The sequence below is a fragment of the Nocardia sp. genome (assembly GCF_025465275.1).
GTDB lineage: Bacteria > Actinomycetota > Actinomycetes > Mycobacteriales > Mycobacteriaceae > Nocardia.
In genome coordinates this window covers 21,836-44,572 of the sequence record NZ_JAODNK010000202.1, presented here as the reverse complement: position 1 = coordinate 44,572, position 22,737 = coordinate 21,836, and the positions used below count along the sequence as shown (strand labels likewise).

Here is a 22,737-nt window from a genome sequence, read left to right as displayed (position 1 = left end):
TGCTATTGCTGTTGTTGTTGATTTGCCCGAGTGGGCGAGGGTTCTCGCGACTGCTCACGATCGCGCGAGATGTGCTGTTCGCTGACCAGCTGCGTGCCGGCCAGTTCGCGTTCTTCCACAGAGGTTCTCGGGGCCAGCACCCAGGTGTCTTTGCTGCCGCCGCCCTGGCTGGAATTCACCACCAGGGAACCATCGGGTAGTGCGACACGGGTCAAACCGCCCGGCAATACCCAGATATCGTCGCCGTCATTGACCGCGAAGGGTCGCAGATCCACATGCCTGGGTGCTAGTCGGCCACCGATTTTGCTTGGCACCGTGGACAATTGGACCACCGGCTGGGCGATCCAGCCGCGCGGATCGGCGCGCACCTTGCGGCGCACGGTATCCAATTCCTTCTGACTGGCGTCGGGGCCGATGACAATGCCGTAACCGCCGGAGCCCTCCACCGGTTTCACCACCAGTTCGGCGACCCGGTCGAGCACCTCGTCGCGCTCGTCCGGTTCCCAGCAGCGGTACGAATCCACATTGGGCAGAATCGGTTTCTCGCCCAGGTAGTACTCGATGAACGCGGGCACATAGGTATAGACGAGTTTGTCGTCGCCGACGCCGTTGCCGACCGCATTGGCCAGCACCACCGTGCCCGCGCGCGCCGCATTCAGTACACCGGCGACGCCAAGCATCGAATCAGGCCGGAACTGCATGGGATCGAGGAAGGTGTCGTCGATGCGGCGGTAGATGACATCCACCTGCCGCTCCCCCGCCGTGGTGCGCATATAGACGCTGCTGTCGCGGCAGAACAGGTCGCGGCCCTCGACCAATTCGACGCCCATCTGGCGGGCCAGCAGCGAATGTTCGAAATAGGCGGAGTTGTAGACGCCGGGGGTGAGCACCACCACGGTCGGATCGGCTTCATTGGGCGCGGCGGCCGCGCGCAGGGCGCGCAGTAGATGGCTCGGATAGTCGCCGACGGCCCGCACCCGGTGCGAGGCGAACAGGTCGGGGAACACGCGCGCCATGGTGCGGCGGTTCTCCATCACATACGACACACCGGACGGGGAGCGCAGATTGTCTTCCAGCACCCGGAAATCGCCGTGCTCGTCGCGGATCACATCGATGCCGGCGACGTGAATGCGCACACCGTTGGGCGGCACCAGGCCGGTGGCCTCGCGGTGGAAATGCGCGCACGAGGTGACGAGCCGTTTGGGGATGACCTGGTCGCGCAGGATGGTCTGTTCCCCGTACACATCGGCCAGGAACGCCTCGAGCGCCCGCACGCGCTGTTTGATGCCGCGTTCGAGTTTGGTCCATTCGGTGGCGGCTATTACTCGTGGCACCAGGTCGAGCGGGAACGGCCGCTCCTGACCGGACAGCGAGAAGGTGATGCCCTGGTCCACGAAGGCGCGGGCCAGCGCCTCGGCCCTCGCCGCCAGATCCGCCGCATCGATGGTGGCCAGGGCGGCGTAGATGCCTTTGTAGGGAGCGCGCGCCCGCCCGGTGGGATCGAACATTTCGTCATAAGCCTGGGCATAGCGGCCTGGTCGGTATCCCGCGAAGACACCCACCGCCGCATCGTCGGTCTCGACACGGCCGTTCGAATTGTGAGCGGCCGCTGCCGATCGTGCGGCTGCAGCGGGGGTCATGCCAAAATGGTCCATCACGCAGGAGCAACACGCAGTTGGACCGGGGTAAATTTCTCGCATCAGCCCCATTGCGAACGGGGCCGATTTCATGCCCGAGTCGTTGCCTGGTAACCTCGTTCGTCGGTGCTGCGCTACGTCTGCGTAGTGCGCCCGGAGACTTTGCTTCCCGCATAAACCACCAAACGAAGGAACACGAGGAAACACGCGTGGCCAACATCAAGTCCCAGATGAAGCGGATCCGTACCAACGAGGTTGCGCGTCAGCGCAACCAGTCGGTCAAGTCCGCGCTGCGTACCTCGATCCGCAAGTTCCGCGAGGCCGCTGCTGCGGGCGAGAAGGACAAGGCGATCGAGCTGCTGCAGTCGGCGAGCAAGAGCCTGGACAAGGCCGCCTCGAAGGGCGTCATCCACGCCAACCAGGCCGCCAACAAGAAGTCGGCGCTGTCGCTCGCCGTCAACAAGCTCGGCTGATCCAGCTTCACCAAGGTCAGCTGACAACCCCGGTATACATATCGGGCAAATATGCTTCGAACAGCCGCCGTGGCGTTGATGACCACGGCGGTTTTTGTTATAGCGCGGCCCGCCTCTCCGAACCTTTAGCGCACAGCCCGGGTGCCGTCGGACGTTGTGCACGCGTGCCGGCGGTTGGGTGCCGAGACGATTTTGGACGTACCCGGTGAGTTACTCCGACCGTACGAAATCAGTTGTTGCGCACATTTCTGGATGAGAACTTGCCGAGGGGGACGGTTCCCGGGAGGATGGCTGCGACTGTCGGGGGCATTCGATACCACCTGCGTTGGGAGTTCTCTTGTCATCGGTACGTCGCATGAAATCGTCCTGGAGCCGTGGCGCTGTGGCCGCCGGAGCAGTCGCGGTCGCGCTGACGACCGGGCTCGGGGTTGCCGCTGTCGGTATGAGCGGTACGGCCGCCGCGCGGCCGATCGGGCCGTTCGATGTGGGCGGGGCGATCGAGGTCGAGTACGACCAGGCCGGGGGGCCGGGCATGTTCGGCGATCCGACGAGTCCGGAGACCGATGCCGCGGTCGGTGGTAAGAAGCAGGACTTCACCAACAGCATCTCGATCTACTGGACACCCGCGACCGACGCGCATGCCGTCGGTGGCGCGATCCGCGACAAGTGGCGCGACCTGGGCTCCGAGTCCGGGGTGCTGAAGTATCCGACCGTCGATGAGGGCGCAACCGGTAAGCCCGGCCGCTTCCAGCACTTCCAGGGCGGCTCCATCTACTGGTCGATCGGGTCCGGCACGCACCTGATCAACGGCGTCGTTCGCGACAAGTACGCGGCCGTCGGCTGGGAGAACAGCCCGCTGGGTTTCCCCATCTCCGATGAGGCCACGACCAACAAGGGCAATGCCCGCTACATGCTCTTCGAAGGCGGCGCCATCTACGCGTCGCAAAAGGGTGGCACCCACATCATCTGGGGCGCCATTCGTGACGAGTGGGTCCGGAACGGCGCCGAGAACGGCCGCTACGGCTTGCCGACCGGTGACGAATACGATTACCAGGGCGGCAAGGCTCAGGACTTCACCGGAGGAAAAATCACCTGGTCGCCGACCAGCTAAGCCGATTCTCGGAGGTCGAGGATGCGGGCGAGGGCGTGTTCGAGGGCGTAGTTGGTATCGGCTGCGCCACCCTTGACGTCGGCGTTCAGGCCCGCGACGATCTGCAGGGCCGCGCCGATGGTGACGCCGGTCCAGCCGCGGGCTTGAGCCTGCGCCTTCTTGACCTTCCAGGGCGGCATGCCGAGATCGCCGGCGAGTTTGAACGGGTCACCGCGGCCGGCGGAGCCGACGCGGGCGATGGTGTGCACCGAGTCGGCGAGGGCGTCTGCCAGCAGGACCGCGGGGACGCCGCGGTCGGTGGCCCAGCGCAGGGCCTCCATGGCGGCGGGTCGGTCGCCGGAGACGGCGAGGTCGGCCACGTCGAAGCCGGTGACCTCGGCTTTGCCGGAGTAGTAGCGGTGCACGGCGGCGACATCGATCTTGCCGCCGGTGTCGGCCGCCAACTGGGAAGTGGCGGCGGCCAATTCGCGCAGTTCGGAGCCGACCGACTCGATGATCGCCTGCACGACGTCGGGTGAGACCCGCACGTTCGCCGCGCGGAATTCATTGCGCACGAACTCGACTCGCTCGCTCGCCTTGGTCATCTTGGCGGCCTGATGCACCACCGCGCCCAGCTTCTGCAGCGCGGGAACCATGGCCTTGGCGCGCCCGCCGCCGGTGTGCACCACCACCAGCACCGCACCTTCCGGGGGCGAGGAGGCGGCGTCCAGGATTACCGCCACCGCGTCCTTACCGGCCTCGGCGGCCGACTCCAGCACGATCACCCGCTCCTCGGCGAACAGCGACGGGCTCAGCAGCTCAGCAAGTTCCGGAGTGCTGGCATCGCCGGCCCGCAGCCGGTCTACCGGCATCGAATCCGGATTGTCGGAGGCGGCCCGCGCCTGCGCGGCAATCGTCGACACCGCCCGCTCGATCAGCAGTTCCTCATCGCCGAGCACAAGATGCAGTGGTGCGGGTCGTTGGCTCACGCACCGATCCTACGAGCCCGCCCCGACAACCCCGGCACCCGCCACTGCGCTCCGAGTCACCGCCCGATCACGTCCGGCCCGCCGGATCGGACTCGATCGCCTCGCCGCGCGGGCGTGGGCGTAGCGCCGTGATCAGCAAGCCGCACAGCACCGCGGCGATCAGGCCGGAGCGGATTCCGGTGGGCAGCGCGACCGAGGCGCCGAGCGCGGCCGCCCGATCGGCGACGGTGAGCAGCCACCACAGTGGCGGCGAGGTGCAGTGCAGTACGAATACCGCCGGTGGCGACCAGAGGCAGGCCAGTACGGCGCCCAGCGCTCCGAGAACGGTGATCGGCGCAATGACCGGTTCCACCAATACATTCACCACAATGGCGACCAGGCTGAGGTGCCCGGTCATGGCGATGACGACCGGTGTGGTGACCACGAACGCCGCCGCCGCGACGGCGAGACCATCGGCTGGAATTCGCCACCATCCATGTGCCCGAAGCCAATCCGACCATCCGGGCGCCAGCACGATGAGCCCGGCGGTGGCCAGCACCGACAGCGTGAACCCGGCATCCACCGCCAGCGCCGGCGACCATGCGATCAATCCGATGATCGCCGTGCACAGCGCGGGCAGCGCCTGCTTCCGGCGCCCCGTGCACAGGGCGAGCAGCGCCACCGCACCCATAACCGCCGCCCGCAGCACGCTCGGCGAAGGGCGCGCCAGAATCACGAACATCACCAGCGCGAGCCCCGCGATCACCGCACCCATGCGCGGATCGACGGTCAGCGCTCGCATCGAAACCAGCACGGCCCCAAGCAGAATCGTGATGTTCGCCCCGCTGACCGCCGTCAGATGCGCCAGATCGGTTTCCTCGAAGTTCTCCTGCACCCGTTCGGTCAGCCGCGAGGTGTCGCCGATGACCAACCCCGGCAGCAGTCCCGCCGCATCGTCCGGCAGACCCCGCTGTGCGGCATCGGCGAAGTGACCGCGCACCCGCCCCGCCACCCGCTGCCACCACGGCGACTCCCCCACCGCCGCCGGCGGCCCATCCGCCCGCAGCACCGCCACCGTCAGATCCGACCGCCACGCCCGACTCACCCGGGCCCGAAATTCCACCTCCTGCCCCGGCAACAATCCCCGCCACCCCGCCTCCGGAGCCATCACCACCACCGCTCCCCCACCCCGAACCACTTCCCCACCATCCCGAAACTCCACCAACTCGGCCCGCACCATCACCTTCTTCCCGCCGAACCGCTTCTCCGCCAGCGCCTTCGGGTCATCCGAAGCCACCGCCCGCACCCACACCCGTCGCCCATTCGCCACCTCGTGCAACGGGTGCCCCGCCACCACGTACTCCTGCCAAGCCCCCGCCGCCGCGAACCCCGCCCCGACAACAACCGCAGCCAGCACCACCCACACCCCCCGCGCACTCCGCCCACCCGCAGCCCGCCGAACCACCAACCCCCACAACCCAACCGCCACCACCCCACATCCCACGGCCAACACCACCCCGGCCCGCCACCCCACGACCACAGCAACAATCGTTGCGCCCCAACAACACACCGTCGAAGGAACCAACCGCGCATCCAACTCCTCCGGCACCTCCACCGGCCCCCGGTCCTCCCCCGAGCCGCTCCCACCAGCCACCGTCACCGTGAGACCCCCACTACAGCGCAGCACCGAGCAGAAGGCGATGCCGCCCGCCCACCTCCCGGTTGAGAACGATGCGACCGCGAACCGACAGTCCATCGACAAGCTGGCAGCCGACGACCGGTCGAGAGGTGCGATCGCCTGCGGCTGGGCCGAAGGTGGCGTGCCGGCGGTCGCGGTCTCCGTGTGTGCGCAGGCCAGGCGGTCATATGGTCACCACGGCGCGGAGGCGGGCGAGGCGGGAGGGGCCTATGCCTTCTATTTCGGCGAGTTGGTCGATGGAGGTGAAGCGGCCGTGGGTGGTGCGCCAGGTGAGGATGGCTCGGGCGGTGATGGGGCCTACGCCGGGGAGGGTGTCGAGCTGGTTTTCGGTGGCGGTGTTGAGGTTTACCTTCGGTGCGGGACCGGATGGGCGGGGTGATCCGGGGGCTGCGTCAGTGGCGGGTGAGGTTCCGACGGAGTTGACTACCGTGCTGCCTACCTGTTGCGGACTTGGACGCGGACCGTTTCGGCCGATGATGAGTTGGTCACCGTCACAGAGCTGTTGAGCGAGATTGAGGCCGGACAGGTCGGCTTCGGGCCGGGGCGCGGCGGCTCGAATAGCGTCGGCGATGCGGGCTCCGGAGGGGAAGCGGCGCAGACCACCGTGTTCGACCAGACCCACGACGCTGACAATGAGCTCGCCGGACGATGCCGAATGTCCGTTGCTGTCAGTCGGCGAGGCGCTGGAAGGCCCTTTAGTACCGGCGGACGCCTCCGGAATCGGTGCCGCACCCGGTGAATTCGGCCTTCCGGTCGGCGCGACACTGCTGGGCGCAGGGCTATTGGGCGCAGAGCTTTTCGGCGCGGCCCCCAGCACCGGATTTGCCACAGCTTCACCTGAGGTGGGCTCCGGCTCCGCGCCCGCGCTCTCCCCGGCCACCGCAATCGGCGGAACCGCCTGTGTCACCGGCCTTTCCTGAAATGACATCAATGCGGTCAACACGACCACGAGCGCCGCGACGGCAGCCAGAATCAGCACTCCGCGCGGGCCCGGATCCCATCTGGTCCCCCGGAAGCGTTCCGGCACCAGCCGCTCGTGCCACAGCGACACACTGCCGCACGGCTCGGTCAGCCAAGCGGGAGTGGACGATCCAGCCGGCGGCTCCGGCTCACTGTCGGCGGCATCGTGCTCGAACCCGTCCGCGCGACAACCCGTCGAGGCTGGCTGCGGGCTCGGCGGATCGAGCGATTCCGCATCCCAGCGGGGCGGATGCGCCGAGTCCGGGCTGAATTCCGGGGCGGCGCCGGACGGTTCGGACAGGCCGCCGAGACGGCGGCGGACCTGGGTACGTTCGTCGGTTCGTGGCATGAGGCCCACGCTATGACCGGAGCAGGTTCAGCCCACCACGCCGACCTGGGCTTTCGCCGAGCCTGTGGATAACGAAAGTGGTTGTGAACAGCCAGATTCCGCCCGGGCATTCCACGACAGCAGATCGCGCTGACCTGCAATGTCAGATGATCAGCCGCAGCCGCCGGGAACGACAAGCGCCCCCACCGCACCCATGCCGAGATGCACTCCGAGAGTCGGACCGAATTCGGCGACGATGAGTTCGCGAATACCAGGAATGAGATCGCGGAGTTGCGCCGCGATGGTGTTGGCCGACTCCTCGGCACCGAGGTGCTGAACCGCGACCGCGGCACCGTCCTCACCGGCCGCATCCACCACTGCGGCAATGAGTTTGGCAAAGGCCTTGGAACGAGTCCGCGCCTTCTCCCGCAGCTCCAGCCGGCCTTCGACGATCTGCAGAATCGGCTTGGTGACCAGTTCCGTGCCGAAGAAAGCCGCAGCAGTACTCAGGCGACCACCGCGACGAAGCTGTTCGGTCCGATTGACCACGATGAAGGCGCGCCCACGAGCGGCAGCGGCCACCGCGGCGTCATAGACAACATCGAGAACCGCACCACCGCGAGCGCGGCGCGCAGCGGCCAGCACCGGCAGCCCGGTGCCCAGACCCGCGCTCAGCGAGTCGACCAGCCGAACCCGATCCCCGGCATCCATATCGCGAATCGCCTGCCGGCCCGCCTCCCACGTACCCGAGAGCTGCCGCGAAATATGCACGGCGACAACACCATCGCCTTCGCTCAGCTCCCACGCCCGCTCATACACGGCCTTCAGATCACCGGGCGAAGCACCGGAGGTGGTGACCGTGGAGGATCCGTAGTCGATATCGCAATCGTCGATACCCTCCCGGATCTCCCGGTCGTCGACGAGCACGTGCAGCGGCACCGCGAGCACACCCAGTTCAGCGACGAGGCCGGCGGGCAGACTGGCCGAAGAGTCGGTGACAACCACCACTGCCATCGGCTAGCAGACCCCCTCGCGCACAACGCCTTTCATGCAGTCCGGACCTCGCGGGCCGAAACTTCGGACAGCACCTTGACCATGGCGCGGGCGACGGCGCTGTGCCCCTCCCAGCCCCAGTGGATGCCGTCTGGATTCGATTCACCGTTGAAGACGTTGTCGTACACGGCTTCACCGAGATCCACCAGCGGGATCGACTTCTCGTCGGCCCATGCCTGCACGGCCCGCACCATGGGATCGCGCCCACTGTGGTGACGCGCGTACGCATCACACTGATGCACGGACGGCAGCACCGCGATCATCGGCAGCTCGGGTCGCAACCCCGCCAGCGCATTTCGCGACTGCTCGAGGTAATCGACACTGACCGCCGGTGGCAGCGCCACCGGCCAACCCAGCGGCGACAGCTTGGGCTGCACCCAGGTGTAAGCGTTGCGCACCTGCCGCCGCACGGAAGACGGTCGGACGTAACGGATCAGCTCGCGCAGCGCGGTCGGCAGCGGCGAGGGCAGCGAATCCATTCCGGCCGTCGCGAACACCACGGCCCCGGCGCGCGGCACGGTCGCCCAGACCCGCGGATCGCCGATCAGCGCCCAGTAGGCGTCCCGGCAGGTCCAGCCGATGCGCGCGACCAGCTCCACGTCCCAGCCGAGTTCGGCCGCAACAAGATTCGGCCAGATGCGGGGATGGTCCGCGGCCAGTCCGCCCTTGGGGCCGAAGTAGGAGAGCGAGTCGGCGATGACCAGCAGTACCGGCCGCTGAGCCGGCTCCGCATCAACCGGCTCGCCGCTTTCAGCAGGAGCCGTCGATGCGCTTTCGGCAGGAGCCGCCGGTGCACCGAACAGGGTGTCCGGCACCGCCCGGACCTTCGTCACCTCGGAGGCCTGCCGGAGCAGTTCGTCGGAGACTTGCCGTTCGCCGGGAGTGTCAGAGGACATCAGGAGCTACCTTCGCCAGTGCGTTCCACACATCGAGGCGCCAGCCCGGCCGATCGATGCTCGGACCGTGGCTGGTGAGCTGCACCCAGCTGGTGTTGGCAAGCCCGCCCAGGGCCGGCCAGTTCACCGGCGGGAGTTCGAGCAGCGCCGCGGTCAGCGCTGCGATCAACCCGCCGTGCGCAACCAGGATGATGGTACGGCCGGGCCAGTCGGTGCGCTCGGTGAGCAATTCCTGCACCAGGGGCAGCGCGCGAGCGCCGACCTGCAGCTTGGATTCGCCGCCGGGTGGGGTGAAGGTGGCGTCGAGCCGCCATTGTTTGCGAGCGCCAGGAGAGATGGCGTCGACCTCGTGGTGGGTCAGGCCCTCCCACTGGCCGAGGTCGGTTTCGCGCAGCCGGGTGTCGGTGACAACCGACAGCCCCGCGTGTTCGCCGACGCAGAGCGCGGTGTCGTGAGCGCGCCGCAGATCCGAGGCGATGATGGCGATGACATCACTGGATGCCATCTCGGGTGCGCAATCCTTGGCCTGGCGCCGACCGACTTCACTGAGTTCGGTGTCGATCTGGCCCTGCATGCGATCGGTGGCATTCCATTCGGTCTGCCCGTGGCGCAACAGGATCAACCGGCGGACGCCGGCGAGCTTGCTCACTACTCTTCCCCGGCCTCGTCGTCTCCGGCCTCGAGATCGCCGGTGTCGGTCGACTGAGTTTTCGCGCGCTGATCGTCGAGTCCTTCGACGGGCACCTGCGGGCAGTCCTTCCACAGGCGATCGAGGCCGTAGAAGTCGCGCTCGTCATTGTGCTGGATGTGAATGACGATGTCGGTGTAGTCGAGCAGCGCCCAGCGGCCCTCACGGGTGCCCTCGCGGCGCACCGGCTTGTGCCCGGCATCCCGCAGGCGGTCCTCGATATTGTCGACGATGGCGTTGACCTGGCGCTCATTCGGCGCGGACGCGATGACGAAGCAATCGGTGATCACCAACTGCTCCGAAACGTCCAGAATCACTACGTCCGATGCCAGCTTCTCGTCGGCCGCCAATGCGGCCACCGTAGCCATCTTCACCGCTTCGACGGATGCGCTCACCCTGCTACCTTCCCGTTGCTTTCCGGCACGTAGAGGTGCCGCTTAGATATGTATTGCACGACCCCGTCGGGGACGAGGTACCAGACCGGCCGGCCTTCGCTCGCCCGCCGCCGGCATTCACTGGAGGAGATCGCCAGTGCGGGGATCTCGATCATGGTGATGGCGTCGGCAGGGAAGTCGCTGAGGTGGTCGGCCAGGTGATCGATGTTCAATTCATACCCAGGCCGGGTCACTCCCACGAATTTCGCCAGCTCGAACAGTTCCGCCCAATCCTGCCAGGTGAGGATGCTGGCCAGCGCGTCGGCACCGGTGATGAAGTACAGATCCGCGTCCGCGTATAGTTCTCGCAGCTCACGCAGGGTGTCGACGGTGTACGTCTTCTTCCCGCGCTCGATATCGGCGCGGCTCACGGAGAAGCTCGGATTCGACGCGGTCGCAATGACCGTCATCAAATAGCGGTCCTCGGCTGCGCTGACATACTGATCGGCCTTCTGCCACGGCTGACCCGTCGGAACGAACAGCACCTCGTCCAACTCGAACCGGTCGGCAACCTCACTGGCTGCGACCAGGTGTCCATGGTGGATGGGGTCGAAGGTGCCGCCCATCACCCCCAACTTGCGGCGCCCTGTCGTATGCACAAAAAACGAGCTTACCGGGGGCGAATCCCAGCGCTACGCGGCGGCAGTCCGCTCAGCCGCCCCCGCACTCGAAACCCCTGCCACGACAACACTGTGCGCCGCCACACCGACACCCGCGGACGGCGTGTCAGCCCGCGCCACCAGCGTCCCCGCACCCATCATGAGCGCGACGAACGCCAGCGCGATCAACAGATAAGCAATGAACTCTCGCATCATGTCGGCTCCGAAACACCAATGCGCCGAACAACCTCGGCGTCCCCCTCATTGTCGAGCCCGAAACCTACGGTTTGCTTAACGCCCGCTGGTAGTGACCAGCGCGTTTTCAGCCACCGAATCAGCCTTGCGTCCACCGGGATCCGCCCGCGGCCGCCGCCCTGCGGCCTCGGACAGAGGATCGGTCACTGCCCCGGCAGGACGGGCTTCGTCTGGCCGTTCAGTGCACTGAGCTCACGGAGCAGACCTGCGTTGTCGTCGTCGGTTGTCTGGTAGGACTGCGCCGCTTGCACGACCAGCTGGGCATTGGAGTCGAGATCGGTGATGAAGCCGTTCATCTCGCCGTGCAGCTTGTTCGCGAATTCGACCAGCTTCGCCCCGGTCGTGAAGCCGGGGTTGTCCTTCGCCGCATCGGCTTGAGAGTCGAAGTACTGGTTCGTCTTGGCGAGTGCTTCGGCGGCGATATCTGACAACTGCTGCCCGGTGTTTTGAACGTTGGCCGGCTCGATATACAGGTCATCGTCGCTCATCTACGCTCGCCGTTCCTTCAAGGTCGGACAGGGTTCCTCGGGGATAGGCTTGTTGTTGACCTCGAAACCACCCCACACCGTGAGCAGATACAGTCCGACGATTGCACAAAACATCAACAGCCCCACAGCAATCCATCTGGCTGCCGGCGACCGGGTTTTGATTGCGACGATCAGCGCGGTAGCGACAGTCAGTACGAAAATCGCTGTGATCACGTACAGGTATGTGCGCTCGGCGGGGTTGTACGGACCTACGACACACCGCTCGCCGGACCAATCACCTGCACGCTGCCGGACTATACGTATGCGCAGACCGAGCAGGACGATCATTGCGATTGTCAATGTGGTCGGCAGTGCGACCCAGCGGCCCGCTTTCACCACGTCACCTTCGGCTGCACGATTTCAATATTCTGCTTCCCCAGATCCGATTGGAATTCCGGCAGTCGGCTGTACAGCGGGTAGTTCTTAGCATCGTCCGAGTGCTGCGTGTACAACACCTGACCATCGGGCAGTACACCCGTGACTATGACCGTGTGGTGAGTTTCGCCGGGATGCGGATTGCCCGCAGTCTGTGCCCCGTTGTAGTACATCAGGTCACCTGGCCTGGCCTGATCCGCCGACACGACCTCGCCGCCGTTCCGAAGGAAGAAGTCATGGTTGGCTTGCGCCCCGCCCCACGACTTGGTGTGGGTATATCCCGGAGGCATCGGATCGCTGGCGTTGCCATTTGTCCCATCACTCCAGCCATTCTTGTCGTAGTGGCGCGGAATCAATCCGAACATGCTCTCCTTCTGCCTCATCCCGCCACCGTATTCGAGGGCATTCGAGGCAAAGTTCGTGCAGTTGTCCTTGCCTTCCCAGTCCATCGATGACTTGTCCCAGTTATCCAACGCGTACCGCACCGTGCCAACGGAGCTATAGCCCAGATCAGGCCTGTCGATCGCCTTCTTCGCCGAGTCCGGCATTCCAGGCAGGTCGTAGAGTTCGACCGGGCACGCGCGCGAAAGATCGAACTGCTCTTGTCGCGTCAGTCCGTTCCACCACTTGGCGACCTCGTCCGGCGGCAAGCCGTCCGGTAGCGTGTCGCGGATTTCCTCCAGGGCCTTCTTCGCGTCGTCGGCCTGGATCTTCTTGGCGTCGTCAATGCTTGTCTTGGTGATATCAGCGTTGCCTGCGTCAGTGAGAGCTTGCGCGCACAGCACATCCGCCTGGGTTGCCGCCTCGATGGCGTCGTTGATGAGTGTCTGGGCGTTGCTGCGCGCTTTGTTCTTGCTGTCCACCTCGTCCTTGGGAACATTCGGCGGCAGCGAGACCGCCCCGGTCGCCGAATCGACGACGAGCCCAGCATCCTGCGCTGTCGTTATGCCGTTCCGAAGCTCGTTCTGCGCGATCTGGATCGCATGATCAAGGGTGTCGAGCGGATCGACCGCCGCCCTGGCCAGGACCGAGGCCACCTCGGCCCGGTCCGCGACTTTGGTGAGAACATCACGGGCGCGGCCGTATCCATTGCTCCGCCAGCTCTCGTCGAGCGGCTTCACGCCATTGTCGTGAATATCGTCCTTGATCCGCTCGCACTGCTTCGCCGCCGCGAGAATGTCGTCGGCGGCCGTCGTCCACGATGCGGGTTTCGCATCGCGGAGTTCAGCGAACGTGACCACGGCCTTGCCCCTGCACGATCAAAGCGCCTCCCCGGACTCGTACCGGACCGCCCCCTGCGCGGTCACCTCCGGCAGCCTATCTCGTTGCAGCGACTAACGAGCGGTGCGATCGCTGGTCAGGCCGGTGGGCGTTTGGCCTTGGGGAGTTTGCTGAGAATGGCTTCGTAGGAGGCGTCGATCAGCTCGTGCAGTTCGTCGAGGGGGACTTTGCCGCCGATATTCACCCTGTTCCAGCCGAAGCGGCCGATATAGGACGATGGCGCGACGTCTTCGGGGTACACCGCGACCAGTTCATCGGCTTCCTCGCGGGTGCGGCCCAGTTTGAGGCCGATGGATTCGCCGTTGCCGAGGAAGGCGAAGACCTTGGCGCCTACCTTGGCGACGATGTCGCCTTCCCACGGTTCGTCCTGCCAGGCACCGGGTTTGGCGAGGCAGTAGGCCAGGATGTCTTCGTTGTAGAACTGTGCCATCGGATGCTCCTCAGACGGGGAGTAGGCGGCCTACTACGGCGGTCAGCTGGCGGGCGGAGCGGCATTCGTGCATTTCGATTATTTCGGCGTATTTCTTGGCGGCGGAATCGCCTGTGCCCCACATTTTCTCGGCTTCCGGATTCAGCCAGTAGGCGTGTTTCGCGACGCTCACCAACTGCTCGAGGGTGGCCAGAGCCGGGTCACGGTAGTTGTTGCGAGCGTCGCCGAGGATGAGCAGGGAGGTGCGGCTGGTGATGGCGTCGGGGAACTTTTCGGCGAAACCTTCCAGGGCCGAGCCGTAGTCGGAGTGGCCTTCGATGCCTACGACGTCGGCTTCGCTGAAGATGCGGCGCGTTATCTGATCCAGCGGGGTGGTGGGGTCGAACAGGTGGGTCACCTCGTCGGCGCGATCCACGAAGGCGAAGATCCGGACGCGCGAGAACTGTTCGCGCAGCGCGTTCACCAGCACCATGGTGAAGCTGGAGAAGCCGGCGACCGAGCCCGAGATATCGCAGAAGAGCACAAGATCGGGGCGGCCTGGGCGCGGCTTGCGGGTGATCAGGTTGATGGGCACGCCACCGGTGGACATGGATTTGCGCAGCGTCTTGCGCAGATCGATTTCCCCGCGCCGCGAGCGGCGACGACGAGACGCGAGACGGGACGCCAGGATTCGGGCCAGGCGCTGACTGCTGCGGCGCAGATCGTCGAGTTCGTTCTGCGAAATGCGCAGGAAGTCGGCGTCTTCGGCCTGGCGGGCGACGCCGTAGGTGGCGACCCGTTCGCGGCCGATGCGTTCGGCTACCCGGCGCCGGGTTTCGGCTTCGACGGTGCCACGGAACGATTTGATGCGCTGCCGCGCGGTGCGGCGGGCGACCTCGGTATCGAAGTCGGAATTGTCCATGCCTGCGGTAAGCCCGGCGATCAGCTTGGCGACGAGAATCTCGGGCTGCAGATCCTTGAGCGCCTGGTATGCGGAGAAGGACTCCCCGCTGGCACCCTGGTACTGACCCATCTGCTCGACCATCTGCGCGGCCAGCGCCTGCAGCTGTCGTTCCTGCTCCGGCGAGGGACTCTGAACGAGCAACTCCGCCAGCATCTTCCGCAGTTCGATAATATCGACCGCGCCGTCCGGCTTGTACGGGATCTCGACCTCTTCAGCCCCGAGACGCTCACCGAGCGCGGCCGGGAACCACAGATCGAAAAGTCCGTCGTAGGTGGCGCGCTGGGTGGTGCGGCGCAGCACCGCGCAGGCCAGCCCCTCGCGCAGCGCCTCACGATCCATCAGATCGAGCACGGTCATCACCTGTGCGGCATCCACCGTTTCGGACGGCCCAACCGGAATTCCCCTGGCGCGCAGGGCTTCCACGAACCCGACCAGATGTCCGGAGATCCCGTACTCGGCGGCCGGCCCGGGCACCCCGGCGGGTTTGGTCCCGGGTGCGCCTGCGATCACGGCGCGTTTGGCCGCGGACACGAGCCCGCGGGGTTTGTTCGATCCACCGCCGGCCATGGCCTCAGGCCAGCTTCAGCTCGGACTGGGCGCGCACGTGGTCGGCCTGATGCTTGAGCACCACTCCAAGCGTGGCGCGCACGGTCTTGTCGTCGAGATCCTTGACACCCAGGGCGAGCAAAGTCCTTGCCCAGTCGATGGATTCGGCGACCGAGGGTAGCTTCTTGAGCTGCATACCGCGCAGCACATGCACGATCCGCACCAGCTGCGCGGCCATGGCGGGCTTGAGCTCGGGCACCCGGCTGGCCAGGATGCGGCGCTCGAGATCCTCGTCCGGGAAGTCGATGTGCAGGTAGAGGCAGCGACGCTTCAGTGCCTCCGACAGTTCGCGAGTGGCATTGGAGGTCAGCACCACGAACGGCTTGCGGGTGGCGGTGATGGTGCCCAATTCCGGCACGGTGACCGAGAAGTCGCTCAAAACCTCGAGCAGCAGGCCCTCGATCTCGACGTCGGCCTTATCGGTTTCGTCGATGAGCAGCACGGTCGGCTCGGTGCGGCGGATGGCGGTCAGCAGCGGCCGCGAGAGTAGGAACTCCTCGGTGAAAACGTCGGCTTTGGTTTCCGCCCAATCGTTTTCGGAGGTGGCCTGAATGCGCAGGATCTGCTTGGCGTGGTTCCACTCGTAGAGTGCCCGCGCTTCGTCCACGCCCTCGTAGCACTGCAGGCGTACCAGCTCGGCGCCGGCCACCTCGGCCACGGCCTTGGACAGCTCGGTCTTGCCGACACCGGCCGGACCCTCGATGAGCAGTGGCTTGCCGAGCCGGTCGGCGAGGAAAACCGAAGTGGCGGTGGCCTTGTCGGCCAGGTAGCCGGTTCCGGCGAGGCGCTCGATCACATCGTCGACCGACGAGAAGATCGGCTCCTGGATGGGTGCTGCAGTAGGAGCCACGGGTGCTGCCCTTTCTTCGTAGGTTCTAGACAGCCCGGATTTGGCCGTCGCCCCACACAATCCATTTGGTGGAGGTCAGTTCCGGCAGGCCCATAGGTCCGCGCGCGTGCAATTTCTGGGTGGAGATGCCGATCTCCGCGCCGAACCCGAACTGTTCGCCGTCGGTGAAGGCGGTGGAGGCGTTGACCATAACGGCGGCGGCGTCCACCCGGTTGGTGAATTCGCGGGCGGCCTTCAGGTCGCCGGTGACAATGGCTTCGGTGTGGCCGGTGCCCCACTGGTTGATGTGCTCGACCGCGGCATCCAGATCGGGGACGACCTTGAGCGCGATATCGAGGGACAGGTATTCGTCGGCCCAATCGGTATCGGTGGCGGGCACCAGACCGGGCAGGTCACCGTGAATGGTGACGCCCTTGTCTTCGAGGGCCTTGATCAGCAGCGGCACCGCGGTATCGGCAATGGCCGCGTCGATGAGCACCGTCTCGGCGGTATTGCACACGCTCGGGCGGCGGGTCTTGGCATTGATCAGGATGGACTCGGCCATGGCCAGATCAGCGTTCCGGTGCACGAAGATATGGCAGTTGCCGGTGCCGGTCTCGATGGTCGGCACCAGCGCGTCGCGCACCACGGCATTGATCAGCCCGGCGCCGCCACGTGGAATGACCACATCCACCAGACCGCGGGCCTGGATCAGATGCGTGACGCTGGAACGATCCTCGGCGGGCAGCAGCTGTACGGCGTCTTCCGGAAGCCCCTGCGCCGCAAGCGCTTCCCGCAATACCGTCACGAGCGCCACATTGGATCGGACGGCCGAGGAGGAACCGCGCAGCAGCGCCGCATTTCCCGACTTGAGCGTCAATCCGAAGGCGTCGACGGTGACATTCGGGCGCGCCTCGTAGACCATGCCGACCACACCGAGCGGCACCCGCACCTGCCGGATTTCCAGGCCGTTCGGCAGCGTGGACCCGCGCACCACATCGCCCACCGGATCCGGCAGCCCGGCGACCTGACGCAGCCCGGACGCGATCCCGTCGATGCGCGGCTCGGTCAGCCGCAGCCGATCCAGCTGGGCCTCCGCGGTGCCGCCCGCGCGCGCGATCTCGATGTCCTCGCCATTGGCGATGAGCAACCGGTCCTTGGCAGCGAGCAGCGCATCGGCCGCGGCGTGCAACGCGGCGTCCTTCTGCGCGGTGGTGAGCTGGGCGAGCGTGCGCGATGCCACCCGGGCCCGGCGCGCCGCGGCATGCACCACCTCACGGACGTTGTCCAGTTCAGTGGTGGTCGAAGCTGTCATGGGTACAGCCTACTTTCCGAGTCGGACCGGCCATTCGGCGAGTTCGGGTGACGCTATCGCGCCATCGCATCATCGCCCGGAGGGAACAACGCCCGACAGGGGCCCCTGGTCGGAATCCGTAGAGCTCACTGGATTCGATCGAAGGACCCGCTGCCCGCCGGCGGGATACGGTGACGATATGACCGCGAGTATCAGGCTGTCTTCGGGCGCCGGACGTTGGGTTCTGCTGGCCACCGTCCTCGGATCCGGGATGGCGATGCTCGATGCGACCGTCGTCAATGTGGCGCTGCCCAAGATCGCCGACGAGTTCGGATCGTCGATGGCGGGACTGCAGTGGACGATCAATGCGTACGCCCTGACCCTCGCGGGGTTGATTCTGCTGGGCGGGGCGCTCGGGGATCGGTTCGGGCGGCGGCGAATGTTCCTGATCGGGGTGGTGTGGTTCGCCATCGCCTCGGCCCTGTGCGGTGCGGCGCAGGATATTTCGATGCTGATCGCGGCCCGTGCTCTGCAGGGAGTCGGCGGAGCATTGCTGACGCCCGGATCGTTGGCGATCATTCAGGCCTCGTTCCTACCCGGAGATCGCGCGCGAGCGGTCGGCGCGTGGTCCGGCCTGGGCGGCGTGGCCGGAGCCATCGGGCCGTTCGTGGGCGGATGGCTGGTCGAGTACGCCGGATGGCGCTGGGTGTTCCTGCTCAATATTCCGCTGGCAGCGGTGGTGGTCGCGGTCACGGCACGGCATGTGCCCGAAACCCGGGATGCCAACGCACACGGCAAATTCGATGTGCTGGGCGCGGCGATGGCGGCGCTGTGCCTGGCCGGAATCACCTATGCGCTGACCATGATGTCGGAGAAGGATTCGAATCGGGCGCTGGTGGTGGGCAGCGCGATAGTCGGTGTGGTCGCGGGCGTCGTATTCGTGATGGTCGAACGGCGGCGGTCTGCTCGGGACGACGGACCGCAGCCGATGGTGCCGGTGGATGTGTTCGGCTCCAAGCAGTTCACCGCGATCAATGCGGTCACCTTCGTCATGTACGGCGCCATGAGCGTGGTGTTCTTCCTGCTGGTGCTCACCCTGCAGGTGGTGGGCGGGTTCAGTCCGATCGCGGCGGGCACCGCCATGCTGCCCGGCACGGTGCTGATGCTTTTCTTCTCCGCGCGCTCCGGAGCCCTGGCCCAGCGGATCGGACCGCGCAAGCCGATCACCCTGGGCGTACTGCTGGCCGCCGTGGGCATGCTGCTCATGACTCGCATCGGCCCGCACTCCTCCTATGCCGGAGTGGTGCTGCCCGCCGCAATCGTTTTCGGCATCGGCTTGACCCTGGCGGTGGCTCCGCTGACCGCGACGGTCCTGGCCACCGCCGACGAGCGGCACGCCGGCGTAGCCAGCGGAGTCAACAATGCGGTGGCCCGCGCGGCGGGACTGCTTGCGGTAGCGGCGATCCCGCCCCTGGCCGGACTCACCGGCGACGCCTACACCAACCCGTCGAAGTTCGAGCACGGCTTCCGCATGGCATTACTGACCTGCGCCGTACTCATGATCGCGGCCGCCGTCCTCGCCTTCCTCACCGTCCGCGACGACGCCCTGAGCACTGCCCCGCCGTCGGCAGCCCCGCAGTGCAAGGTGCACTGCGCCATCGGCGCACCGCCCCTCGAGCCCGACCGAGTCACTCCGGGCAGCAGCGGAGAGCAACTACCGATCGCACCCGAGTGAGTTCGGCGTCCAGGGTTCCCTTGCGCCCGGACATCGCGATTGTTCGGCGAGTGCGTCGCGACGCTCGACCTTCGTCACGCTGCATTGTCACCTTTGCGGGCGACACACTCGCGGCGGGTGATGATCGGAGGGCGCTCGTCTAGGGTCGCGGTTATGGCGCGGATTGTGGTGGTGGGCAGCATCAATATGGATTTGGTGACAAGCGTGCGACGGCGGCCCGAGCCCGGGGAGACGGTGTCCGGCGACGGGTTCGCGCTGGTGCCGGGCGGGAAGGGGTCGAATCAGGCGATTGCGGCACGCCGGGCCGGTGCGGAGGTGAAGTTCGTGGGGGCTGTGGGGGACGATGTGTTCGCCGATGAACTACGGCGGGTGCTGCACGATGCGGGGGTGGGGGTTTCGCGATTGCGGCGGGTGGACGGGCCGAGCGGGGTCGCGGCGATTGTGGTGGACGGCAATGGCGAGAACAGCATTATCGTGGTGGGCGGGGCCAATTCCCGCATGACCGAGCTCGATGCCGCGGACCTCGAAGCCATTGCGGTAGCGGATGTACTGCTGTGTCAGTTGGAGATTCCGGTGCAGACCGTTTTGGCCGCGGCCCGCCATGCACACGCCAATGGAACGGCGGTGGTGCTCAATCCCTCACCCGTGCATGAGCTTCCGGCTGATTTGTGGGCGGAGGTCGATATCGCGGTGGTCAATGAGGGTGAGGCCGCGCAGCTGGGATCGGCCCTGGATGCGGTGCCGCATGTGATCACCACGCTCGGCGCGGATGGCGCGATCTACCGTGGACCGGACGGCATTACGCTCCCCCAGCCGGGTGTGCGGGTGAAGGTGGTCGATACCACCGCTGCCGGAGACACTTTCACCGGAGCGCTCGCCGCGCACTGGCACGAAGGCCCGGAGATCGCCCTGGCCTGGGCGAGCACCGCGGGCGCTCTCGCGACCACGAAACTCGGTGCCAGCGTATCGATTCCGACCCACAGTGAGATCGAACGGCTGCTATCGCGCTGACTCAGGCGACGGGCTTGCCGGTGTACATGCCGACCAGCTCCGCCATCTGCTTCCCGGCGCGCTCCAGCGGGTCGGTCGAGCGGGTGGCCAGCGACATGATGACCGCGCCTTCGACGGCGGCCACGATGGTGGTGGCTAGCGAGAGGGCGGTGTCGGGTGCGACGGCTTCGGCTTCGAGGCGGTCGGCGAGGATCGCTTCCCACTCGATGAATGTCGCTCCCGCCACATCCGCTGCCTCGGGCGATTCGCTGCGACCGAGTGCGGCGGCAACGATCGGGCAGCCGGCCGAGAAATCACTGGAGACCACAACCTCCCGCCACATCGCCGGGAAGGCGGCGATCACGGTGGCCAGGTCCGCGCCCGCGGTGAGGGTTCGCATGAGTGCGCTGGAGGCCTGCCCCGCGGTGCGGGTGGCCTCGGCGACGAGTTCGGATTTGCCCCCGGGGAAGTTCAGATAGACCGAGCGGCGGGAGATACCGCTGTGCTCGAGCAGCTGCGAGATGCCGGTGCCGGCGATGCCTTTACAGCGCATGAGGGCGATGGCGCTGTCGATGAGGCGGTCGCGCGCTCCCATGGGTGATTCCCTTCCTTGCTGTATACCGATCGGTGTACTACCGTTCCAATATACCGATTGGTCTACCGCCGAGTGTAGACCGCCGCCCTACCCACTCGACGACGATCGGGGCCCAGCCGTGACGACCCTGCACGATCCCCTGCCGCTGGCCAGTGGCCAGGTACTGCCGAACCGGATTATGAAATCAGCCCTGAGCGAGGGGCTCGGCACTCCCGATAAAGCCCCCGACGAACGCCTGGAAAGACTCTACGCGCGCTGGAGCGCCGGTGGATACGGGTTGATCGTCACCGGCAATGTAATGGTCGACAGCCGGCACTGCGGCGAACCGGGCAATGTGGCCATGGAGGACGAACGGCACCTCGGTGCTCTCACGCGCTGGGCCGAGGTCGCCAAAGCGGGTGGCAGCAAGGTGTGGGTGCAGCTGAATCACCCCGGCCGCCAGGCGAATCCGCTCGTCACGCGGACTCGGGCGGTGGCCCCGTCTGCGATCGGTATGAGCATTCCTGGCGTGCCCGCCCCGCGTGCGCTCACCGAGGACGAAATCCTCGACATCATCAAGCGTTTCGGCATCTCCGCGCGGATCGCGGAGGCCGCCGGTTTCGACGGTGTGCAGATTCACGGTGCACACGGATATCTGGTGTCGCAGTTCCTGTCGCCGCGCTCCAACCAGCGCACCGACGATTGGGGCGGCGACCCGAAGCGGCGCATGCGCTTCGTCCTGGAGGTGGTGCGTAGCATCCGCGATGCGGTGAGTCCCGGCTTCGGCCTCGGTATCAAGCTCAATTCCGCGGACTTCCAGCGCGGCGGATTCACCGAAGAAGAGTCGCGCGCCGTCATCGAGCAGCTCTCCGCCGAACGTGTGGACATGATCGAAATCAGCGGCGGCAGTTACGAATCCCCCGCCATGCTCGACCGTCCGAGCACGGCTTCGGCCAGCACCCGGGCACGCGAGGCGTACTTCCTGGACTATGCCGACTCAGCCCGCGCTGCGGCCGGCAGCGTACCGATCGCGGTCACCGGCGGATTCCGTTCGCGCGCAGCGATGTCGGAGGCGGTTGCCACCTCGACCTGCGACATGGTCGGCCTCGGCCGCCCGACCGCCGTCTTCCCCGGCGCCGCAGCGGATCTGCTCACCAATGGCACCGAAACCCTACGGCCCCCGGCAATTACGCTCGGCCTGCCCCCGCGCCTGGCTGCCAACTCCGGCCTGAAAGCCTTCGACGGCGCCCTCGACCTGCAGTGGCACACCGACCAGCTACACATTCTCGGTGCAGGCAACGATCCCGACCCGGATCGTTCACCGTGGCGTACCGCAGTAACCATGGTGCGCCGCAACGGTTTCGACGCCTTCCGCAGCAAGCGCTCCCCCGCCCCGCGCAATGCCACCGCACGCGACGCCCGCAAATTCCAGCGAGAACGCGCCATCGGCCGCTACGTCATGAACCCGACAGTCCGCGCCCTCGGCCGAATCGGCGTCCGCACCGCCCTGGCCGCCGAACTCGAAACCACCGGCCGCAAGTCCGGCCAACCCCGCACCGTCCCCATCTCCCTGCTCTTCGACGAAACCGGCGCCTGGGCCATCTGCCAGCACGGCCTCCGCTCCGGCTGGGGCCTCAATATCTCCGCCGACCCGAATGTCCGCGTCCGCCAGGGCGATCGGTGGCGTACCGGCACCGCAGTCCTCCTCCCGGACGACGACGTAGCCGCCCGCTCCCGCACCTTCGCCCCCCACCCCCTCCTCGCCCCACTAGCCCGCACCGCCTTCGCCGCCCTCGAAACAACACCGGTCACCGTCCGCATCACCTTCACCGACCGCTAGCCACAACGGAAAAGGGGCCGCGACTGCCGCGCCCGGTTGCAACCGCAGGAACCGGGTCCCGCACGTGAATTAGCTTCGCGCGCACGGAATCGGTGGCCATTTCGTGCGCGGCACACCAACCTGTGTACGCGGGAAGGCGGCTGGCAGAGCACAGGCGCGCCGACCGTTTCATCCGATTCCCGACGGCCACAGTCGAACCGGACAGCCCGCCTCTTGATCGCACAGCATGTACC

General features: G+C 66.4%; 23 protein-coding genes. 5 read left to right on the top strand and 18 right to left on the bottom strand.

Annotation, left to right across the window (positions count from 1 at the left end; all coding sequences use genetic code 11):
• Positions 1 to 2 precede the first annotated feature (2 nt).
• Positions 3 to 1,640, bottom strand: coding sequence for a circularly permuted type 2 ATP-grasp protein (locus tag JWN03_RS41170; protein ID WP_441343158.1), 1,638 nt, complete (start codon positions 1,638 to 1,640; stop codon positions 3 to 5).
• Positions 1,641 to 1,846: 206 nt separating this feature from the next.
• On the opposite strand from JWN03_RS41170, the gene rpsT reads away from it, so the two are divergent.
• Both rpsT and JWN03_RS41160 read left to right on the top strand, forming a co-directional pair.
• On the top strand, positions 1,847 to 2,110 hold the full coding sequence (rpsT, locus tag JWN03_RS41165; RefSeq protein ID WP_297627475.1) for a 30S ribosomal protein S20: 264 nt from the start codon (positions 1,847 to 1,849) through the stop codon (positions 2,108 to 2,110).
• A gap of 355 nt (positions 2,111 to 2,465) precedes the next feature.
• Complete coding sequence (locus JWN03_RS41160; RefSeq protein ID WP_297627472.1) at positions 2,466 to 3,221, top strand: LGFP repeat-containing protein; 756 nt, start codon at positions 2,466 to 2,468, stop codon at positions 3,219 to 3,221.
• Here the strand turns inward: JWN03_RS41160 and holA are convergent.
• From holA to JWN03_RS41080, 16 genes are all read right to left on the bottom strand, one after another.
• Entirely contained in the window at positions 3,218 to 4,189 is a 972-nt protein-coding gene (holA, locus tag JWN03_RS41155; protein WP_297627470.1) for a DNA polymerase III subunit delta, read from the bottom strand. The two genes, JWN03_RS41160 and holA, sit on opposite strands and share 4 nt — an antisense overlap.
• A gap of 67 nt (positions 4,190 to 4,256) precedes the next feature.
• Positions 4,257 to 5,585 (bottom strand): ComEC/Rec2 family competence protein, encoded by a 1,329-nt coding sequence (locus tag JWN03_RS41150; RefSeq protein ID WP_297627469.1) that lies wholly within the window; start codon positions 5,583 to 5,585, stop codon positions 4,257 to 4,259.
• A 445-nt stretch (positions 5,586 to 6,030) separates the two neighbouring features.
• Complete coding sequence (locus JWN03_RS41145; protein ID WP_297627468.1) at positions 6,031 to 7,176, bottom strand: ComEA family DNA-binding protein; 1,146 nt, start codon at positions 7,174 to 7,176, stop codon at positions 6,031 to 6,033.
• Between the two features lie 150 nt (positions 7,177 to 7,326).
• Positions 7,327 to 8,169, bottom strand: a complete 843-nt coding sequence (locus JWN03_RS41140; RefSeq protein ID WP_297627467.1) for a DegV family protein — start codon at positions 8,167 to 8,169, stop codon at positions 7,327 to 7,329.
• A gap of 32 nt (positions 8,170 to 8,201) precedes the next feature.
• Complete coding sequence (gene octT, locus JWN03_RS41135) at positions 8,202 to 9,104, bottom strand: diglucosylglycerate octanoyltransferase (protein WP_297627465.1); 903 nt, start codon at positions 9,102 to 9,104, stop codon at positions 8,202 to 8,204.
• Entirely contained in the window at positions 9,094 to 9,753 is a 660-nt protein-coding gene (locus JWN03_RS41130) for a histidine phosphatase family protein (RefSeq protein ID WP_297627462.1), read from the bottom strand. Before JWN03_RS41130 ends, octT begins: the two co-directional genes overlap by 11 nt.
• The gene (gene rsfS / locus JWN03_RS41125; protein WP_297627459.1) at positions 9,753 to 10,187 is read right to left on the bottom strand and encodes a ribosome silencing factor; all 435 of its coding nucleotides are present in this window, start codon (positions 10,185 to 10,187) and stop codon (positions 9,753 to 9,755) included. The genes JWN03_RS41130 and rsfS overlap by 1 nt, the downstream gene beginning before the upstream one ends.
• The gene (gene nadD, locus JWN03_RS41120) at positions 10,184 to 10,825 is read right to left on the bottom strand and encodes a nicotinate-nucleotide adenylyltransferase (RefSeq protein WP_441343157.1); all 642 of its coding nucleotides are present in this window, start codon (positions 10,823 to 10,825) and stop codon (positions 10,184 to 10,186) included. The genes rsfS and nadD overlap by 4 nt, the downstream gene beginning before the upstream one ends.
• Before the next feature lie 33 nt (positions 10,826 to 10,858).
• Positions 10,859 to 11,041 (bottom strand): hypothetical protein, encoded by a 183-nt coding sequence (locus tag JWN03_RS41115; RefSeq protein ID WP_297627457.1) that lies wholly within the window; start codon positions 11,039 to 11,041, stop codon positions 10,859 to 10,861.
• A 182-nt stretch (positions 11,042 to 11,223) separates the two neighbouring features.
• Positions 11,224 to 11,568, bottom strand: coding sequence for a type VII secretion target (locus JWN03_RS41110; protein ID WP_297627453.1), 345 nt, complete (start codon positions 11,566 to 11,568; stop codon positions 11,224 to 11,226).
• Entirely contained in the window at positions 11,569 to 11,943 is a 375-nt protein-coding gene (locus JWN03_RS41105; RefSeq protein ID WP_297627451.1) for a hypothetical protein, read from the bottom strand.
• Positions 11,940 to 13,223, bottom strand: coding sequence for an amidase domain-containing protein (locus tag JWN03_RS41100; RefSeq protein WP_297627449.1), 1,284 nt, complete (start codon positions 13,221 to 13,223; stop codon positions 11,940 to 11,942). The genes JWN03_RS41105 and JWN03_RS41100 overlap by 4 nt, the downstream gene beginning before the upstream one ends.
• A gap of 116 nt (positions 13,224 to 13,339) precedes the next feature.
• Positions 13,340 to 13,693: an MmcQ/YjbR family DNA-binding protein gene (locus tag JWN03_RS41095; RefSeq protein ID WP_297627448.1), complete on the bottom strand. Its 354-nt coding sequence runs from the start codon at positions 13,691 to 13,693 to the stop codon at positions 13,340 to 13,342.
• 10 nt (positions 13,694 to 13,703) lie between these two features.
• Complete coding sequence (locus JWN03_RS41090) at positions 13,704 to 15,203, bottom strand: vWA domain-containing protein (RefSeq protein WP_297627446.1); 1,500 nt, start codon at positions 15,201 to 15,203, stop codon at positions 13,704 to 13,706.
• 4 nt (positions 15,204 to 15,207) lie between these two features.
• A complete protein-coding gene (locus tag JWN03_RS41085) occupies positions 15,208 to 16,092 on the bottom strand; it encodes an AAA family ATPase (RefSeq protein WP_297627443.1) in 885 nt (294 codons plus the stop codon).
• Positions 16,093 to 16,117: 25 nt separating this feature from the next.
• Positions 16,118 to 17,386 carry a glutamate-5-semialdehyde dehydrogenase gene (locus JWN03_RS41080; protein WP_297627440.1) on the bottom strand — a complete coding sequence of 423 codons (1,269 nt, stop codon included), beginning with the start codon at positions 17,384 to 17,386 and terminating at the stop codon, positions 16,118 to 16,120.
• Between the two features lie 178 nt (positions 17,387 to 17,564).
• Here JWN03_RS41080 and JWN03_RS41075 point away from each other — a divergent pair, with 178 nt between their 5' ends.
• A complete protein-coding gene (locus tag JWN03_RS41075) occupies positions 17,565 to 19,100 on the top strand; it encodes an MFS transporter (RefSeq protein ID WP_297627437.1) in 1,536 nt (511 codons plus the stop codon).
• 153 nt (positions 19,101 to 19,253) lie between these two features.
• Entirely contained in the window at positions 19,254 to 20,111 is an 858-nt protein-coding gene (locus JWN03_RS41070) for a ribokinase (RefSeq protein ID WP_297627434.1), read from the top strand.
• Position 20,112: 1 nt separating this feature from the next.
• On the opposite strand, the gene JWN03_RS41065 is transcribed toward JWN03_RS41070, so the two are convergent.
• Positions 20,113 to 20,685 (bottom strand): TetR/AcrR family transcriptional regulator, encoded by a 573-nt coding sequence (locus JWN03_RS41065; RefSeq protein WP_297627431.1) that lies wholly within the window; start codon positions 20,683 to 20,685, stop codon positions 20,113 to 20,115.
• A gap of 118 nt (positions 20,686 to 20,803) precedes the next feature.
• On the opposite strand from JWN03_RS41065, the gene JWN03_RS45900 reads away from it, so the two are divergent.
• The gene (locus JWN03_RS45900; protein WP_297627428.1) at positions 20,804 to 22,504 is read left to right on the top strand and encodes a nitroreductase family deazaflavin-dependent oxidoreductase; all 1,701 of its coding nucleotides are present in this window, start codon (positions 20,804 to 20,806) and stop codon (positions 22,502 to 22,504) included.
• Positions 22,505 to 22,737 lie beyond the last annotated feature (233 nt).

Bases quoted from the DNA above. Each gene is read 5' to 3' on its own strand.
- JWN03_RS41065 (WP_297627431.1), bottom strand. From the start codon at position 20,685: ATGGGAGCGCGCGACCGCCTCATCGACAGCGCCATCGCCCTCATGCGC.
- JWN03_RS41095 (WP_297627448.1), bottom strand. From the start codon at position 13,693: ATGGCACAGTTCTACAACGAAGACATCCTGGCCTACTGCCTCGCCAAA.
- JWN03_RS41160 (WP_297627472.1), top strand. From the start codon at position 2,466: ATGAAATCGTCCTGGAGCCGTGGCGCTGTGGCCGCCGGAGCAGTCGCG.
- JWN03_RS41140 (WP_297627467.1), bottom strand. From the start codon at position 8,169: ATGGCAGTGGTGGTTGTCACCGACTCTTCGGCCAGTCTGCCCGCCGGC.
- JWN03_RS41145 (WP_297627468.1), bottom strand. From the start codon at position 7,176: ATGCCACGAACCGACGAACGTACCCAGGTCCGCCGCCGTCTCGGCGGC.
- JWN03_RS41090 (WP_297627446.1), bottom strand. From the start codon at position 15,203: ATGGCCGGCGGTGGATCGAACAAACCCCGCGGGCTCGTGTCCGCGGCC.
- JWN03_RS41070 (WP_297627434.1), top strand. From the start codon at position 19,254: ATGGCGCGGATTGTGGTGGTGGGCAGCATCAATATGGATTTGGTGACA.
- JWN03_RS41075 (WP_297627437.1), top strand. From the start codon at position 17,565: ATGACCGCGAGTATCAGGCTGTCTTCGGGCGCCGGACGTTGGGTTCTG.
- JWN03_RS41080 (WP_297627440.1), bottom strand. From the start codon at position 17,386: ATGACAGCTTCGACCACCACTGAACTGGACAACGTCCGTGAGGTGGTG.
- JWN03_RS41110 (WP_297627453.1), bottom strand. From the start codon at position 11,568: ATGAGCGACGATGACCTGTATATCGAGCCGGCCAACGTTCAAAACACC.
- octT (WP_297627465.1), bottom strand. From the start codon at position 9,104: ATGTCCTCTGACACTCCCGGCGAACGGCAAGTCTCCGACGAACTGCTC.
- JWN03_RS41115 (WP_297627457.1), bottom strand. From the start codon at position 11,041: ATGATGCGAGAGTTCATTGCTTATCTGTTGATCGCGCTGGCGTTCGTC.
- JWN03_RS41170 (WP_441343158.1), bottom strand. From the start codon at position 1,640: ATGACCCCCGCTGCAGCCGCACGATCGGCAGCGGCCGCTCACAATTCG.